The 15,678-nt window shown below is 69.6% G+C and carries 15 protein-coding genes; 6 read left to right on the top strand and 9 right to left on the bottom strand.

Translation table 11 applies throughout. From position 1 onward, the window contains the following. Nucleotides 1–29: 29 nt before the first annotated feature. From RT2_RS13965 to RT2_RS13955, 3 genes are all read right to left on the bottom strand, one after another. Complete coding sequence (locus RT2_RS13965) at nucleotides 30–410, bottom strand: NADH-quinone oxidoreductase subunit A (RefSeq protein ID WP_072845389.1); 381 nt, start codon at nucleotides 408–410, stop codon at nucleotides 30–32. Nucleotides 411–558: 148 nt separating this feature from the next. Beyond that, entirely contained in the window at nucleotides 559–972 is a 414-nt protein-coding gene (locus RT2_RS13960; RefSeq protein ID WP_072845388.1) for an Rv3143 family two-component system response regulator, read from the bottom strand. Between the two features lie 24 nt (nucleotides 973–996). Beyond that, on the bottom strand, nucleotides 997–2,688 hold the full coding sequence (locus tag RT2_RS13955; protein ID WP_072845387.1) for a peptide chain release factor 3: 1,692 nt from the start codon (nucleotides 2,686–2,688) through the stop codon (nucleotides 997–999). Between the two features lie 220 nt (nucleotides 2,689–2,908). On the opposite strand from RT2_RS13955, the gene RT2_RS13950 reads away from it, so the two are divergent. Next, a complete protein-coding gene (locus RT2_RS13950; protein ID WP_072845386.1) occupies nucleotides 2,909–4,543 on the top strand; it encodes a fatty acyl-AMP ligase in 1,635 nt (544 codons plus the stop codon). 38 nt (nucleotides 4,544–4,581) lie between these two features. On the opposite strand, the gene pth is transcribed toward RT2_RS13950, so the two are convergent. The 3 genes from pth to RT2_RS13935 all read right to left on the bottom strand — a co-directional run bounded on the left by pth (nucleotide 4,582) and on the right by RT2_RS13935 (nucleotide 7,281). Next, entirely contained in the window at nucleotides 4,582–5,172 is a 591-nt protein-coding gene (pth, locus tag RT2_RS13945; RefSeq protein WP_072845385.1) for an aminoacyl-tRNA hydrolase, read from the bottom strand. A 121-nt stretch (nucleotides 5,173–5,293) separates the two neighbouring features. Continuing rightward, nucleotides 5,294–5,884 carry a 50S ribosomal protein L25/general stress protein Ctc gene (locus RT2_RS13940; protein WP_072845384.1) on the bottom strand — a complete coding sequence of 197 codons (591 nt, stop codon included), beginning with the start codon at nucleotides 5,882–5,884 and terminating at the stop codon, nucleotides 5,294–5,296. A gap of 227 nt (nucleotides 5,885–6,111) precedes the next feature. Next, complete coding sequence (locus RT2_RS13935; RefSeq protein WP_072845383.1) at nucleotides 6,112–7,281, bottom strand: aminotransferase class V-fold PLP-dependent enzyme; 1,170 nt, start codon at nucleotides 7,279–7,281, stop codon at nucleotides 6,112–6,114. Nucleotides 7,282–7,430: 149 nt separating this feature from the next. Between RT2_RS13935 and egtA the strand changes: the two genes are divergently transcribed. From egtA to egtD, 4 genes are read left to right on the top strand one after another with little or no spacing between them, the layout of a single operon-like run. After that, nucleotides 7,431–8,693, top strand: a complete 1,263-nt coding sequence (gene egtA / locus RT2_RS13930) for an ergothioneine biosynthesis glutamate--cysteine ligase EgtA (RefSeq protein ID WP_072845382.1) — start codon at nucleotides 7,431–7,433, stop codon at nucleotides 8,691–8,693. Then, entirely contained in the window at nucleotides 8,690–9,997 is a 1,308-nt protein-coding gene (egtB, locus tag RT2_RS13925; protein WP_072845381.1) for an ergothioneine biosynthesis protein EgtB, read from the top strand. Before egtA ends, egtB begins: the two co-directional genes overlap by 4 nt. A 4-nt stretch (nucleotides 9,998–10,001) precedes the next feature. Further along, on the top strand, nucleotides 10,002–10,757 hold the full coding sequence (gene egtC, locus RT2_RS13920) for an ergothioneine biosynthesis protein EgtC (RefSeq protein ID WP_072845380.1): 756 nt from the start codon (nucleotides 10,002–10,004) through the stop codon (nucleotides 10,755–10,757). Then, nucleotides 10,754–11,728 carry an L-histidine N(alpha)-methyltransferase gene (gene egtD / locus RT2_RS13915; protein WP_072845379.1) on the top strand — a complete coding sequence of 325 codons (975 nt, stop codon included), beginning with the start codon at nucleotides 10,754–10,756 and terminating at the stop codon, nucleotides 11,726–11,728. Before egtC ends, egtD begins: the two co-directional genes overlap by 4 nt. 69 nt (nucleotides 11,729–11,797) lie before the next feature. On the opposite strand, the gene RT2_RS26445 is transcribed toward egtD, so the two are convergent. The 3 genes from RT2_RS26445 to RT2_RS26440 form a co-directional block, all read right to left on the bottom strand. Further along, on the bottom strand, nucleotides 11,798–11,932 hold the full coding sequence (locus RT2_RS26445; protein ID WP_255312537.1) for a hypothetical protein: 135 nt from the start codon (nucleotides 11,930–11,932) through the stop codon (nucleotides 11,798–11,800). A gap of 565 nt (nucleotides 11,933–12,497) precedes the next feature. Next, nucleotides 12,498–14,252, bottom strand: coding sequence for a cutinase family protein (locus RT2_RS13910; protein ID WP_072845378.1), 1,755 nt, complete (start codon nucleotides 14,250–14,252; stop codon nucleotides 12,498–12,500). Between the two features lie 213 nt (nucleotides 14,253–14,465). Further along, on the bottom strand, nucleotides 14,466–14,591 hold the full coding sequence (locus tag RT2_RS26440; protein ID WP_255312536.1) for a hypothetical protein: 126 nt from the start codon (nucleotides 14,589–14,591) through the stop codon (nucleotides 14,466–14,468). Nucleotides 14,592–14,633: 42 nt separating this feature from the next. Here RT2_RS26440 and RT2_RS13905 point away from each other — a divergent pair, with 42 nt between their 5' ends. Beyond that, nucleotides 14,634–14,957: a hypothetical protein gene (locus RT2_RS13905; RefSeq protein WP_072845377.1), complete on the top strand. Its 324-nt coding sequence runs from the start codon at nucleotides 14,634–14,636 to the stop codon at nucleotides 14,955–14,957. The last annotated feature ends 721 nt before the right edge of the window (nucleotides 14,958–15,678 follow it).

Below are 15,678 nucleotides of genomic sequence, written 5' to 3'. Positions count from 1 at the left end.
CCTGTCAGAGAAGATCTGTCAGAGAAGACCTAATCCCAGCTGAGCCCGCCCCGCTTCCACTCGTAGGCGTAGGCGACCGAGACGTTGAAGATGAACAGCGCCATCGCGGCGAAGCCGAAGACCCCGAGCGCGTCGAAGTGGACGGCCCACGGGTAGAGGAAGACGATCTCGATGTCGAAGATGATGAACAACATCGCCGTCAGGTAGAACTTCACCGGGATGCGCTGGCCGCCGGCCCCGCGGCCGCCGCCGTCCGGCTGCTCCGGCGTCGGGTCGATGCCGCACTCGTAGGCGTCGAGCTTGGCGCGGTTGTCGCGGCGCGGGCCGACGACGGACGCGAGGACCACCGAGACGAGTGCGAAGGCGGCGGCGATCGTGCCCAGGACGAGGATCGGCAGGTAGACGTTCATGTCCGTCGAACTCCTCTCCGCGGGAGCCTGACCACCCGATTCACGTGTGATCGTGAGCTGTGACACACACGCTACCGCCGTCGCCGCGGGCAGGTCGGCTTCGATCGTCGACGGCGCGTCGAAGCCCGGTCGCCCGGGCTGCCGGTCGCTACGCGGGCAGGCGGGTGCGCAGCAGCGCGACCGCGGTCTCGGCCAGCCGCAGCGGGTCGATCGGGTGCGCGACCGTGGCCTCGGCCCGCGACCAGTTGGCCAGCCAGGCGTCGTCGGCTCGGCCGATCAGCACCAGGATCGGCGGGCACGGGTCGATCTCGTCCTTGAGCTGCTTGGCGATCCCCATGCCGCCGGCAGGCGTCGCCTCGCCGTCCAGGATCGCGAGATCGACGCCGCCCGCGTCGAGCCGCTCGATCACCACCGGTGCGGTCGCCACCTCGACGAACTCCAGCTCCGGCAGGTCGGGGTCCGGGCGGGTGCCCAGGGCCAGCACCACCGCCTCGCGGACGGTCTTGTCGTTGCTGTACACGAGGACGCGAAGCGAGCCGGGACTACGAGCGGAGTCGGTCACGGCCCGATGCTACGACGCGAAGTGTCAGTCGGCGGTCGCGACAAGCGGTTCCAGGGTGAGCTCCGGGTGCTCCTTCTGGATGTACTGCAGCCGCCACTTGTCGCTGACCAGTGCGAGCAGCGCGCCGTCGGAGCGGGTGAACACCTCGACACCGCGCTGACGGTTGAGCTCGACCTCGGACGCGGCGTCGGTGCGGCGGGCCAGCTGGTAGGGCAGGCCCTCCATCCGGGCCTCCACCGAGAACTCGGCCTTCATCCGCGCCGCGACCACCTCGAACTGCATCGGGCCGACGGCCGCCATGACGGGCGACGCGTCGCCGCGAAGGTCGTTGCGCAGGATCTGCACGACGCCCTCGGAGTCGAGCTGTTCGACGGCGCGGCGGAACTGCTTGTACTTGCTGGCGCTCTCCGCGCGCAGCACCGAGAAGTGCTCCGGGGCGAACGAGGGGATCGGCGGGAACTCCACCTTCTTGTCCGTGTACAGGGTGTGGCCGGGCGCCAGCGCCGTCGCGTTGACCAGTCCGACGACGTCGCCGGGGAAGGCGGACTCGACGGTGGAGCGTTCGCGGCCGAACACGGTCTGCGCGTACTTGGTGGTGAACGGCTTGCCGGTCTGCGCGTGGGTGACGACCATGCCGCGCTCGAAGACGCCGGAGACGATCCGCATGAACGCGAGGCGGTCGCGGTGCGCGGTGTCCATGCCCGCCTGCACCTTGAACACGACGGCGCTGAACGGGTCGGTGACCACCCGGTCCTGGCCCTTGAGATCGGTGCGCGGTCCCGGTGCCGGGGCGAGGGTGACCAGGGTGTCGAGGATCTGCCGGACCCCGAAGTTCAGCATCGCGGACGCGAAGATCACCGGGGAGGTCTGCCCGGCCAGGAACATCTCCTGGTCGTGGTCCTGTCCGCTGGCGGAGAGCAGTTCGCTCTCCTCGACGGCGGTCTCCCACTCGTCGCCGTCGCGCGCGGCCGCCGCGTCGGCGTCGAGGATCTCCTCGGGGGCGATCTTGGCGCCGCCCGCGGTGCGGGTGAAGCGGATGTACTCCTGCGCGGCGCCGTCCTCGCCGCGCCGCAGCAGCCCGCGGAAGTCCCCGGCGATGCCGACCGGCCAGTACAGCGGCGTCGGGGTGAGCCCGATCCGGTTGCTGATCTCGTCGAGCAGTTCGAGCGGCGACTGGCCCGGCCGGTCCCACTTGTTGATGACGGTGACCACCGGGATGCCGCGGTGGCGGCACACCTGGAACAGCTTGAGGGTCTGCGGCTCGAGGCCCTTCGCGGCGTCGATCAGCATCACGGCCGCGTCGACCGCGGTGAGCACGCGGTAGGTGTCCTCGGAGAAGTCGGAGTGGCCCGGGGTGTCGACCAGGTTGATGACGTTCGGTTCGTCGGCCGGGTCGGTCTCGGGGGACTTGTAGTTGAACTGCAGCGCGGTGGAGCTGACGGAGATGCCGCGGGCCTTCTCCATCTCCATCCAGTCGGAGACCGTGGACTTGCGCCCGGCCTTCCCATGCACCGCGCCGGCCTCGGAGATCATCTTCGCGTGCAGCGCGAGGGCCTCGGTGAGCGTCGACTTGCCGGCGTCGGGATGCGAGATGACCGCGAAGGTACGTCGCCGGGTGGCCTCCCCGGCCAGGGCCTTCGCCGACTTGGCGGTCGGCGCGGCCTCGGTGGTGCCGGGGGACGAGGTGGCGGGCTCCGACACGGGCTCGGTGGTCACCGGGGGTTCCTAACTGGAGACGGTTACAGACAAGAGACGTTTGCAGACAACAGACGGTCACGGCCCGAGCGACGGGCAGCTCGATACCTGGTGAAACGCCAGTACTCCAGCGTACCTGTGCCGCCGAGGAGGACGATCGGGAGATCCAGCGAACCAGCGGAGGCCGCGTTACGTGTAACACCACGAGCCGGATTCCGCTTATACATCTGGAGGGATTGCCATGAGCAAGTTCACCGAAGTGATGTATGCGACCGCGACGACCAGCACGCGCGGACTGGTCACGGGCGAGCCCGACGTTCCGCTACGGCAGACCTGGGGCGAGATCCACCGGCAGGCCCGCCGGATGGCGGGCGGGCTGGCCGCGGCGGGGATCGGGCACGGCGACACCATCGGAGTCCTGGCGGGGATGCCGGTGGACATCGCGCCGGTCTGTCAGGCCACCTGGATGCGGGGCGCGTCCCTGACGATGCTGCACCAGCCGACGCCCCGCACCGACCTGTCCGTCTGGACCCGCGACACCGAGACGGTGATCGGGATGATCACGGCGTCGGCGGTGATCGTGGGCGCGCCGTTCGAGGCGGCGGTGCCGCTGCTGGCGGAGCGCGGCGTCCGGGTGGTCACGATCGACCACCTGCGCGCGGGACCCGACACCGACCCGGTCGAGACCGCGGAGTCCGACGTCGTGGTCCAGCAGCTGACCTCCGGATCCACCGGCTCGCCCAAGGCGGTGCGGCTCACTCACGCCAACCTGAACGCGAACGCCTGCGCCATGCTCGACCGGCTCAAGATCAGTCCCGAGCAGGACGTGATGATCAGCTGGCTGCCGCTCTTCCACGACATGGGCATGATCGGGTTTCTCACCGTCCCCATGCTGTTCGGTGCGGAGGTCGTGTCCATCACCCCGCTCGACTTCCTGCACGCCCCGATCCTGTGGGCCGAGCTGATGGGGAAGTACCGCGGCGCCGTCACCGCCGCACCGAACTTCGCCTACTCCGTGCTCGCGCACCGGCTCGCGCTGGCCGAGGACGGTGCCGTCGACCTGTCGACGATGCGCTGCCTGCTCAACGGTGCCGAGCCCGTCGACCCCGACACGCTGATCGCGTTCGCGGAGGCGGGCGCCCGTTTCGGGCTGGACCCGATGGCGCTCGCGCCGACGTACGGGATGGCGGAGGTCACCCTCGCGGTCTCGCTGGCCGAGCCCGGACTGGGGATGGTGCTGGACCTGGTGGACCCGGACCTGCTCGAGGCGGGCGGCATGGCGGTGCCGTCGCGGCGCAGCAACGCCCGCCGCCTCCCGACGCTGGGGACTTTGGTGTCCGGGCTCGAGGGGCGTGTGGTGGGGGAGGACGGGCAGGAACTGCCGCCGCGCGGCGTCGGGATCATCGAACTGCGCGGCGCGTCCGTGACGTCGGGATACCTGACGGTGGACGGTCCGCAGCCCACCCAGGACGCCGACGGCTGGATCAGCACCGGCGACGTCGGCTACTTCACCGAGGATGGCCTGGTGGTGGTGTGCGGCCGCGTCAAGGACGTGATCATCATGGGTGGGCGGAACATCTACCCCACCGACATCGAGCGGGCCGCCGGCTCGGTGCGGGGGGTACGGCCCGGCAACGCCGTCGCGATCAGGCTCGACGCCGGGCAGAAGCGGGAGGGCTTCGCGGTCGCGGTCGAGACCAACGACATCGACCAGCCGGACGAGGTCCGGCGCATCGAGCACGAGGTCACGCACGCCGTCGTCGCCGAGGTGGGGGCGCGGCCGCGGACGGTCGCGGTGCTGGGGCCGGGGTCGATCCCGAAGACGTCGTCGGGGAAGCTGCGCCGGGCCAACTCGATCGCGCTGATCGGCGGCTGACTCCCGCCCTCCGGGGTTTGTCCTCTCCGGGGTTTGCCTCAGTGCAGCCGGTTCTGCGCGGCCTCGAGCCCGACGCGCAGCAGCAGCTCGACGGCGTCCGCCGCCTCCTCGCAGTTCAGGTCCAGCTCCTTGCGCTCGACCGAGGAGAACGGCTTGAGCACGTAGTCGGCCGGGTCCATCCGGCCCGGGGGGCGGCCGATCCCGACGCGCACCCGCAGGTAGTCCTTGGTGCCGATCGCCTGCGAGATCGAGCGCAGGCCGTTGTGCCCGCCTTCGCCGCCGCCGAGTTTGAGCCGCAGCGTCCCGAAGTCCAGGTCCAGTTCGTCGTGGACCACCACGATGTCCGCGGGATCGACGGAGAAGAACCGGGCCAGCGCCGCGACGGGTTTGCCGGAGAGGTTCATGTAGGAGCGGGGCTTGGCGAGGATGACCTGACGGCCGGCGACCCGCACGGTGACGGCGTCGGCGCCGCTCTTCTTGTGCAGGCTGAAGTTGGCGCGCTCGCGGGCGGCGAGCGCCTCGACGACCAGGAAGCCGATGTTGTGCCGGGTGCGTTCGTACTGGGGTCCGGGGTTGCCCAGCCCGACGACCAGGGCGGGGCCCTGGGGCTCGCTCGACGCGGTGTTCACGCTCAACGCTTCGGTTCTCTCGGTGGTAGGGGCAGGCCGCACACGGAAAGCGGCGCGCCACCCCTGTCGGGACGGCGCGCCGCTCACGTTAGCGCTGCACTGATGGGTGCGGGCCGATGACTCAGGCCTCGGTGGCCTCGGCCTCTTCCTCGGGCTCCTCGGCCGCCTGGGCGGTGACGACGTTGACGATCAGCAGGTCGGCGTCGTCGGCGAGGGTGGAGCCGGCGGGCAGCTCGATGCTGCCGGCCAGGATCTGGGTGCCGGCCTCGGCGCCCTCGATCGAGACCTCGATCTGGTCCGGGATGTTGAGGGCGTCGGCCTCGAGCTTGATGGTGTCGACGTCGGTGACGACCAGGGCGTCGGACTTGGCGGTGCCGACCAGGACGATCGCAACCTCGACGGAGACCTTCTCGCCCTTCTGCACGATGAGCAGGTCGGTGTGCTCGATGTAGCGGCGGATCGGGTGCACGACGACCGACTTGGTCAGCGCGAGCTGCTCGGTGCCGTCGATGTCCAGCGTGAGGATCGAGTTGGTGCCGTGGGCGCGCAGGACGCGGGCGAAGTCACGGGCGTTCAGCGAGAGGTGCTGCGGCTCGGTCTGGTGGCCGTACAGGACGGCGGGGACCAGGCCGTCACGACGGGCGCGGCGGGCGGCACCCTTGCCGAACTCGGTACGGACAGCGGCTTCGAGACGGTTGACTTCGTTAGACATGGAAATACAGCTCCTACAGCTCACATCAGATTTGCATCGCTTGGATGTTGGGCTCGACGGGGGGCGGACAACGCGCACGGCCCGGAGCAGTCCTGCTCGATTGGTAGCCGTAGCCGCGTCGATCACGGTAAGCCAACAATGTTGGTTCACCCTCGCCGAGACAACTTGGACAGAGTACCGGACAGCCCCCGGCCGACGCCACCCGGCGCCGATCCGGTTCGGTTCGACTACCGCCCGTCGACCGCCTCGACGAGCCGGTCGACGTCGTCGAAAGAGTTGAAGTAGTGCGGGGACGCGCGCACCACGGCGTCCAGGCCGCGCCGGCTCATGTCCAGGTATGTCGACCCGCGTCCGCTGACGGTCACGGTGATGTCCTTGGCCGCCAACGACTCCCGGACCCGAGTGGGGTCGACGCCGGCCACGGTGAACGAGACGATGCCGGTGCGGTCGACACCGAGATCGCGGACGGTGACGCCGGGGACGGCCGCGAGTTCGGTGCGCGTGTACTCGGCCAGAGCCGAGACCGACTGCTCGATCTCGTCGATGCCGAGGTCGAGCAGGTACCGGACCGCGGCGCCGAGCCCGAGCCGGCCCGCGACCGAGCACTCCCAGAACTCGAACCGCGACGCGTCGGGCGCGAGGCGGTAGCCGGACTCCTCCGTCCACTGCGCACCGTGCAGGTCCAGCGCGGCAGGTTCCATGGTCGCGGCCAGTTCGGGGCGCACGTAGAGGAACCCGGTGCCACGCGGCCCGCGCAGCCACTTGCGGCCCGTCCCGGACAGCGCGTCGACGCCGAGTGCGACCACGTCGACGGGGACCTGGCCGACGGACTGGCAGGCGTCGAGCAGCACCAGCGCGCCGACGGCGTGGGCCAGGTCCACCACCTCGCGGACCGGGTTGAGCAGGCCGCCGTTCGTCGGCGCGTGCACCAGCGACACCAGTCGCACCCGCTCGTCGAGCATCCGGGCCAGGGCGTCGAGGTCGACCTCCCCGGTCGGGGTGGACGGCACCACCTCGACGACGGCCCCGGTGCTGCGGGCCCGCTGCAGCGCGGCGATCGCATTGCTCGCGTACTCCACCTCCGAGACCAGGATCTTCTCGCCCGCGGCCAAGGGCACCGAGTAGAAGAAGTCGGCCCAGCCGCGCGTGGCACTCTCCGTCAGGGCGAGGTCGCCGGGCTGCGCGCCGAGCAGGGCGGCGAGTGCGGTCTTGACGTCGGCGAGGTCGTCGGCGCGCTCGGCGGCGGCGCGGTAGCCACCCACCTCCGCCTCGCGTCTCAGGTGCGTGATCACGGTCTCGGTGACCACCCGGGGTGGCAGCGAGGACCCGGCGCTGTCGAGAAACGCCTGGCCGAGGCAGCCGGGGGTGTCGGCGCGGACGCGGTGCAGATCGAGCATGTGCCCTCCCGCCGGTTCGGTGCGTTCTCCCGGACGGTACCGCGCGCGGGTGCGGCGTCGTCGATCTCGGTTTAGTGTCGGAGGGGTTCTCCAGTCTCGTGAAGCGAAGTTCCTGCCGTAGAAGTGCCGCCCGACGATCGGAGCGCATCATGGCAATGGCAGTCGACACCCGCCGGTTCACCACCCGGGCCGCGGCGGAGGCGTACGTCGGTGGTGTCTGTTTCAAACTGGGGCCGCCGCGGCTGGTCGGGGCGGAACTGGAGTGGCTTACCTCCCGCAGTCGGCCGTCCAACGGCCGACCGGACCCGGGCGACGTCGCCCGCGCGCTGGGGCCGCACGCTCCCACCTCGCTCGCCGCCGACTCGCCCGCCAGGCGGCTCTCCCGGGGCAGTGCGGTGACGATGGAGCCGGGCGGTCAGATCGAACTCTCCAGCGCGCCCTTTCCCTCGGCGGCCGAACTGTGCGCCGCACTCGCCCGAGACGCCCGGTCGCTGCAGGACCTGCTCGAGGACGAGGGCATCGCCATGTACGACGGTGCCGCGGACGTCTGGCGGGACGCGGAGCGGGTGCTGGCGATGCCGCGCTATCGCGCGATGCAGGAACGATTCGACACCGTCGGGCCCTTCGGCCGGCTGATGATGTGCAACACCGCGGCCACCCAGGTGAGCGTGGATGCGGGCGCCGACGCCGCCGAGGTCGAGGACCGCTGGACGGCGCTGTACGCGATCGGTCCGGCGCTGGTCGCCGCGTTTGCCTGTTCGCCGCGGCTGCGGGGCGTGCCGGCAGGCACCTGGGCCTCGCAGCGGATGCGGGCGTGGCTCGAACTGGACCCGAAGCGGACGGCACCGCCGCCGCTGGCCGACCCGATCACCGGCTACGCGCGCTGGGCGCTGGACGCGCCGCTGTTGTGTGTGGTCGGTGGGCGCCCCGGCTGCGAGAACGACTGGTCCGTGCCGCTCGGGGCGAGTTTCGCGGACTGGATGGCCGGCGCACTGGACGAGGAGGTCGGCAGAAGGCCCGGACCCGCGGACCTCGACTATCACCTGACGACGCTCTTCCCGCCGGTGCGGGCGGCCGGTCACCTCGAGGTGCGGTACCTCGACGCACAGCCCGGCGAGCTGTGGCGGGTGCCGATCGCCGCGGTGGCGGCCCTGCTCGGCGACCGGGAGACGGCCGCGGCGGCGTCGGCGCTGGCGGCGTCCACCGCGGGCCGCTGGCGGGACGCCGCCGAGTTCGGGTTGCGTGACGGTGAACTGCGCAGTGCCGCAGCCGAACTGCTGTTCCTCGCGGCGTCCCGGTCGTCGGCGTTCGAGGCCGACCTGGCCGCCGCGGCGCGTCGATGTTGCCACGGCCGGACACCGACCCAGGATCCCGTCCACGCGGGGTTCGACGCCGGGGGTCTCGGGCGATGAGCGAGACGGAGGCGTTGCGCGCCCGGCTGGCGGCGGCACTGACCCGGGCTCGTGACCGCAGCGTCGTGCTCACCGAGTGCGTCGACGAGCAGGACCTGACGGCGCAGCACTCCCCGCTGATGAGTCCGCTGGTGTGGGACCTCGCGCACATCGGCAATCAGGAGGAGTTGTGGCTGGTCCGGGATGTCGGCGGCCGTGAGCCGGTCCGCCGGGACATCGACGAGTTGTACGACGCGTTCCGCCATCCGCGCTCGACCCGACCCGCCCTGCCGCTGCTGGACCCGGCGCAGGCGCGCGGGTACGTGGCGCAGGTGCGAGAGAAGGTGTGGGACATCCTGGACGGGGCGTCCCTGCAGGGCCGGCCGCTCGAGCGGGACGGCTTCGCCTTCGCGATGATCGCCCAGCACGAGCAACAGCACGACGAGACCATGCTCGCGACCCATCAACTGCGCAGCGGTCCGGCGGTGCTGACGGCGGCGCCGCCGCCGCGCCCGGTCGCCGAGGTGCCGACGGAGGTACTGGTGCCGGCCGGCGAGTTCACCATGGGTACGTCCACCGACCCGTGGGCCCTCGACAACGAGCGGCCCGCGCACCGGGTTGTGTTGCCCGCGTTCGCGATCGACACGGCGCCGGTGACCAACGGCCGCTACCTCGAGTTCCTCGCCGACGGCGGCTACCGCCGGCGGGAGTTGTGGAGCGAGCGGGGTTGGGCGCATCGGCAGTCCGCGTCGCTCGAGGCGCCGCAGTTCTGGGAGTGCGACGGCGCCGGCAACTGGTGGCGGCGCGCGTTCGGCACGTTGGCGCCGCTCCCGGCGGACAGCCCGGTGGTGCACGTGAGCTACTTCGAGGCGCAGGCCTACGCCCGCTGGGCCGGCCGGCGGCTGCCCACCGAGGCGGAATGGGAGAAGGCCGCGCGCTGGGACCCCCGGACCGGTCGGTCGCGCCGATTCCCCTGGGGCGACGGCGAACCCGACGAGACTCATGCCAACCTGGGCCAGCGGCACCTCGAACCCGCCGGGGTGGGGGCGTACCCGGCAGGGCGGTCAGCACTCGGAGTGGAGCAGTTGATCGGTGACGTGTGGGAGTGGACGTCGTCGGACTTCCTGCCGTACCCGGGGTTCTCGGCGTTCCCGTACCGGGAGTACTCGGAGGTGTTCTTCGGCGGTGACTACAAGGTGCTGCGCGGAGGTTCGTTCGGTACCGACCCGGTGGCCTGTCGCGGCACCTTCCGCAACTGGGACCTTCCCGTCCGGCGGCAGATATTCGCCGGGTTCCGTTGTGCCCGAGACGTTCCGGGAGAGTAGATCCGTGTGTAGACACCTCGGTTACCTCGGCCCGCCGCGCGCCGTGGGTGGTCTGCTCACCGCCGGAGCGCACAGTCTGGCCACGCAGTCCTGGGCGCCGAGGGACATGCGGGGCGGCGGCACCATCAACGCGGACGGGTTCGGCGCGGCTTGGTGGGACGGGGCGGGCGGCGTGTGCGCCTACCGGAACGCGGCACCGATCTGGTCCGATCCGGCGGTCGAGGGGGTGCTGGCGCAGGTGCGTTCGAGTGGGGTGCTGGCGGCGGTGCGTTCGGCCACGGTCGGCATGCCGCTCGAGAGGGCGGCCTGCGCGCCGTTCACCGACGACAGGTGGGCATTCAGCCTCAACGGGTGCATCGACGGCTGGCCGGACTCGATGGCGGCGCTGGCGGAATGGCTACCCGCAGTGGAGTTGCTGCGGATGCCGGTGCTGACCGATTCGGCGCTGGTGTGGACGCTGGTACGCCGGCGCCTCGCGGCCGACGGGCCGGAGGGCGCGTTGCGGTCGGTGGTCGCGGACGTGTTGGCGGCGGCGCCGGCGTCGCGACTGAACCTGCTGCTCGGCGACGGGACAACGCTGTGGGCGACGACGGTCTACCACTCACTGTCGGTGCGGGTGGACGAGACGACGGCGCTGCTGGCATCGGAACCGATCGACGACGAACCGGGCTGGCGGGTGGTGCCGGACCGGCACCTGGTGCAGGCCAGACCCGGACAGCTGAGCATCACCACAGTACCCGACTGGGAGGAACAGCCATGAGCGAACCGACGGTGGAGGTTCACCTGTCACCGGAGCAGCTGCACCTGAGCCTGCGCGAGGACGCCCGCATCGGGCTGGCCGCCACGCCGAAGTGGTTGCCGCCCAAATGGTTCTACGATGCGCGCGGCAGCGAACTGTTCGAGGAGATCACTCGTCTGCCGGAGTACTTCCCCACCCGCACCGAGCGAGAACTGTTGCGGGCCAGTGCCACCCATGTCGCGGAGGCCACGTCCGCGCAGATCCTCGTCGAGCTGGGTTCCGGATCGTCGGACAAGACGAGGTTGCTGCTCGCTGCGCTCACCGCGCACGGCACGCTGGAGCGTTACGTGCCGCAGGACGTCTCCGAGGCGGCCCTGGTGTCGGCAACCCGGCAGCTGGCCGACGAGTTCCCCGAGCTGACGGTGCACGGGATCGTCAGCGACTTCACCGACACGCTGCACAACCTGCCCCGCGGGGGTCGGCGGATGATCGCGTTCCTGGGCGGCACCCTCGGGAACCTGGTTCCGGAGGAGCGGGAGGAGTTCCTCGCCTCGATCGCCGAGGTCCTCGACGAGGGGGAGCAACTTCTGCTGGGGGTGGGGTTGGTGACCGATCCGGCGGTACTGGTGCCGGCCTACGACGACGCGGCGGGGGTCACCGCCCGGTTCAACCTCAACCTGCTGTCGGTGCTCAACGAGCAGTTGGGCGCGGACTTCGACGTGTCGAAGTTCCGGCACGTGGCGTTGTGGGACGCGGCGCACGAGTGGATCGAGATGCGTCTGGAAGCGACGACGGCGATGACGGTGCGGCTGCCGGTCCTCGGCACGAAGGTGCGCTTCGCCGAGGGGGAGCAGATGCGGACGGAGATCTCCGCGAAGTTCCGGCCCGAGGGCATCTGCAAGGAGCTGGAGCGGGCGGGGTTCGGCAGCGACCGGGTGTGGACCGATCCGCAGGAGCGTTTCGCGCTGGTGCTCGCGGACCGGGTGGGCTGAGCAGGCTGAAACGCCGAAAACCGGATCCGTCAGCCGAGGCCGCGGGATCCGGTTTTCGGAAAGGCTGAATTACGCGGCGCTGAACGAGGTCAGTGCCAGACCCAGGCCGACCACGGCGCCAACACCGACGAGGGTGCCACCGAGTGCGGCGATGACCTTCTGGACGTCGCCGGCGGTCTTCAGGTCTTCGGCAGTTGAACCCATGATGGTGCTCCTAAGTGGTGAGGGGTAGGGGTGATGCGCATCTCAGCGCGTGACTATTTGTAGCGAAGGTCACGGTTTGATGCCAGGCCTGTCTCACTCAGTGGGAAATGAATATAAGGAATAGCCTCAATTCCGTCCGTAATCAGGCTTTTGTCCGCTTATGTGTCCGGTTTGCGTGGGGATTTGTGCGCCGGACGAATTCGCTGCTCGAGGTTTGATGCCGTCGTGTCCGGACCGTTACAGGGCCGACGAGGCTCGCTGTCGGGAGGGGGCGGCGGGGCCGGGAGCGCCGCGCTGTCGACGGCGGCGCTCGACGGCGGCGCCAGTATTGAACTCCCGACCTGGAACTCGACCGCACCATCCGCGAGGCCGGCGGCGACTACGTCGGAGCCGCCAGGATCGCCGGACGGATCAACCTGGACCCGGCGATGTTCCCGCCGCCGAGCCACCGCCCCCGCGGCCGGACGAGCTGCCGCCGTTTCGAAGTTCCACCGAGAACATCAACCCGAGATTCGTTGGACCCCCGGGATGGCGCAGGCGTCGAGGTAGGAGCCCCGGCGCGCTGTCATTTCGAGCCCGAAACCTTGGCGGGCGCACTCGCAGTCGTGGTGGGTGCCGGGATGCTCGGCGACGGTTCCGTCGTCTCCGACGAAACGTTCGCCGATGCCTCCCCGGACGACTCCGCCGATGCCTCCGGAGCGGACACCCCGGTCGCTGCTGCCGCTGAGTCCCCCGTCGTCGGTACGGGACTCTCAACTCCGGACGGGGCAGCCGCAGGCACCGACGCAGACGGGGTTGCCGTGGCACTGCTGCTCGTCGACTTTTCCGTCGACGACTCCGGGGTCGACTCCTCCTTGGCCGTCGCCGTCGCCGTCGCCGATGGCGACGCACTGGCGGTCGCCGAAGTGGTCGCCGCCGAGCCCGCCGACGACAGCTTCTCCACCGAGGCCAGCGCCTCGGCGTCGGGCTTGGTCGTCGTCACCACCGGCTGCCCACTCTGCGCCTGCTTGGCAAGCTCGGTCAGCCACGCGGCGGCGTACTCGGCGGACGTCAGCGGCTTGCCGTTGGCTGCGTTGGCATCGCGCCAGTAGTCGAAGTGATGGCCCTTCCCGTCCGGGCCGAGGGTGAGGTTGTACGGGTCGCTCATGACCACGGGAATGGTGTTCTGGTTCGTCACGATCAGCCCGACGATCTCGTTGAAGACCTTCTGTGGCAGGTAGGCGAGCGGCGACATGTCGTCCGTGGAGATCGCGACATCCTTTACCGGCGCCCTTGTCGCGGGCGTCTCGCCCGGCTTGTAGGTCGGGGCCGACACCTTCAGCAGCACGTCGAGGAACGTCTCGTCGCTCTGCATCCAGTCGGGCTGAGACCCGATCTCAGCGAACGCGTTCATCGCGATCTGGCCGAGGACGACGGCGACGTCCTGGCCGGTTGCCGGGGTGAGCCCCTGGCGCTCGAGCCCGTCGACGTTCAACTGCCGACCCACGTTGACAACCAGTTGCAGCAGCGAGATGTTCTGCGGCGCAGAGCAGGTGAGGTCGCCGTCAGAGCAGAACGATGCAACCTTGCCGGCCAGTGCGCCGAAATCGTCGCCCCCGGTATCCGGCAGGGCGCCCTGCCCCGGGATCGCGTTTGCGCCGTTCTGGTACTTCTTGTCGAACCCGTCCGGGTTGGTGAACGGGTTCTTGGAGCCGGGGAACGGGCCCTGCCCCGCCGCGCGACCCGCGTCGGCGAGGATGACGACACCGACGACGTTCGCGGGATTGGCGATCGAGTAGCCGCCGTCGGCATCGGCCAGCTGGTGCCCGACGTCCATCGCGACGCGCCGCGCGACGTCGGCTCCCTCGCTGTACCCCACCACCGCGAACCGGGTGTCCGGGCACGACTGCTGGATCTTTCGCATCACCGTTTCTGTGTTGGCCACACCTGCGGTGACGGCGTCCTCGTAGCTGTCCATGTTCGCGGGGTACGCGATGTAGACGGCGGCGTACGAGCCCTTGCCGACCGCACCGTTCGGCGCATTGACGACCTGATCGATCCAGTCGCTGCGGTAGTCACTCGACAGCATGGCCGGAAGCCGCTCGTCGTCGGGGCCGACCAGCATCTTCGTACCGTCGACAGGCGTGTCACCTCGGCCGGCCACCGAGATGGTCACCATGTCGTGGCACTCGGTGGTCGATGCCGTCAGTTCGGTGTCCACCGTGGTGGGTCCTGAGGACAGGGCCAGCGGCAGCGTGATCACCGCGGCGACTCCCACGATCGCGGGCGCGATCATTCCCGATGCGATGCGATGACGTGCGAAGAACCTGCGAAATGTCATGCCCACTCCCTGTGTCGACATCAGGACACACACGTCTCCTGCCCCGAACGGTGTGTCGCGTCATTGAGTGCATCGTCCCGTCGGGTCAGAGTGCTACACGGCGGCCGAAACAATTTCGGTGAGCGTGTCCTCGGCGCCTGGAAGGCGCGGTCGAGTAGATCGACTGTCGAGTAACTCGATCATCGAGATATGGGTCCCGGGGCGCTACCCGGACTACAACAGTGCCCAGGCGGTCGTGTCGGGGAGATCGCGCCGGGCCGGCGCATTGAACACCACGACCAGTTCCTCCTTGTCCGCCCGCGCCGGGTCGGTGGTGTCGGTGAACCCGCGATCCACCATCCTGCACCTGCCTTCTTTACGAGCTATAACCTTGCACACCTGATGTTCTCGGGCAGGATTCGCGACATCCCGCTCTACGAACTCGACGTAGGTGGTCTGCTGAGAAACGGTGGAAAGCAGGCGTTCCCGTACACCGAGTTCGTGCTGTCGATGTACAACCTTGGCTTTCTCGCAGATGCTTTACTCGCCAGGGTGTTTCGCGATTGTGGACTCGATTTCGACCGGTGGTATCCGCTGCACCGCCGACTGCTCGGGACGGCGCGATTCGCGGTCGCCAGCCGCCGCGACCGCGAGCGCCACCGCCGGACGTTGGATACGGTCCGCGAGCGGTTCGACATTCGATGCGGCCCCTTGGTCCAGGCGTGAGATCCGCGTCGGGTTTGACGCGGATCGCGGCGTGCGCCCGGATCCGTCCGTAGAACTCGACGGCACGCAGCAGCCAGGACTCACACTCGCGGACCTCCACCAGGTACACGTCGAGCTGGTCGACCACATGCAGGTCCCCGGGCCTGAGCAGTAGTCCGGCGCGTGATGTCGGAACCGTACGCAACCATGTCGGGACCGATGAGGATGCAGTGCCGACCAGCGACCTGCCGCTCCGCCAGTTGGCCACCTCGATGCTCGAACCCGGTGCGGCCTGCATCCTCGACACCGAAACCACCGGCCTGGACGGGTCGACCTCGGGACCTCGCCAGCAGGCTCGGCCCCCTCTCGCTGCTCGGTAATTCTCGTATGCACAACTCGTCCGGAAACCTGCTGTGACCTGTTTTGACGACATGTCCCGAGCGGTCGTTCGCTCGATTCGTTACTGGCCAACCTGGAGGTTGTGCGCCGGATGGCTGCTGCGGACCACGACCTCGATGCCCTGCACGCCGACGCAGTAGCGGGGTTGGGACGGGGCCCGGGCATCGGCGATATCTCGACGCCGTCCGCGCCACCGTGCGACCATAAAAGTCTTGTGTGCCCTGGTTCTGTTGAAGTAATGAGCAGGGAGACGGACAGACGCATCCGTCTCCCGCATTCACGAGTTCAGATCAGCACACGGCGGCACTGTCGCCGGCCGGATACGCCGTACGGCGAGGAACCG

Source organism: Rhodococcus tukisamuensis NBRC 100609 (assembly GCF_001894985.1).
Taxonomy (GTDB): domain Bacteria; phylum Actinomycetota; class Actinomycetes; order Mycobacteriales; family Mycobacteriaceae; genus Rhodococcus_G; species Rhodococcus_G tukisamuensis.
Note: the sequence above shows the minus strand (reverse complement) of the source record. Positions and strands in the feature narration are given on the sequence as shown.

What these genes read in the sequence shown, in the direction of transcription:
- RT2_RS13910 (WP_072845378.1), bottom strand. Translation starts at nt 14,252, where the DNA reads ATGACATTTCGCAGGTTCTTCGCACGTCATCGCATCGCATCGGGAATG.
- RT2_RS26445 (WP_255312537.1), bottom strand. Translation starts at nt 11,932, where the DNA reads ATGGGTTCAACTGCCGAAGACCTGAAGACCGCCGGCGACGTCCAGAAG.
- RT2_RS13905 (WP_072845377.1), top strand. Translation starts at nt 14,634, where the DNA reads ATGTTCTCGGGCAGGATTCGCGACATCCCGCTCTACGAACTCGACGTA.
- egtA (WP_072845382.1), top strand. Translation starts at nt 7,431, where the DNA reads ATGGCAATGGCAGTCGACACCCGCCGGTTCACCACCCGGGCCGCGGCG.
- RT2_RS13950 (WP_072845386.1), top strand. Translation starts at nt 2,909, where the DNA reads ATGAGCAAGTTCACCGAAGTGATGTATGCGACCGCGACGACCAGCACG.
- RT2_RS26440 (WP_255312536.1), bottom strand. Translation starts at nt 14,591, where the DNA reads ATGGTGGATCGCGGGTTCACCGACACCACCGACCCGGCGCGGGCGGAC.
- RT2_RS13935 (WP_072845383.1), bottom strand. Translation starts at nt 7,281, where the DNA reads ATGCTCGATCTGCACCGCGTCCGCGCCGACACCCCCGGCTGCCTCGGC.
- egtB (WP_072845381.1), top strand. Translation starts at nt 8,690, where the DNA reads ATGAGCGAGACGGAGGCGTTGCGCGCCCGGCTGGCGGCGGCACTGACC.
- RT2_RS13965 (WP_072845389.1), bottom strand. Translation starts at nt 410, where the DNA reads ATGAACGTCTACCTGCCGATCCTCGTCCTGGGCACGATCGCCGCCGCC.
- RT2_RS13940 (WP_072845384.1), bottom strand. Translation starts at nt 5,884, where the DNA reads ATGTCTAACGAAGTCAACCGTCTCGAAGCCGCTGTCCGTACCGAGTTC.
- egtD (WP_072845379.1), top strand. Translation starts at nt 10,754, where the DNA reads ATGAGCGAACCGACGGTGGAGGTTCACCTGTCACCGGAGCAGCTGCAC.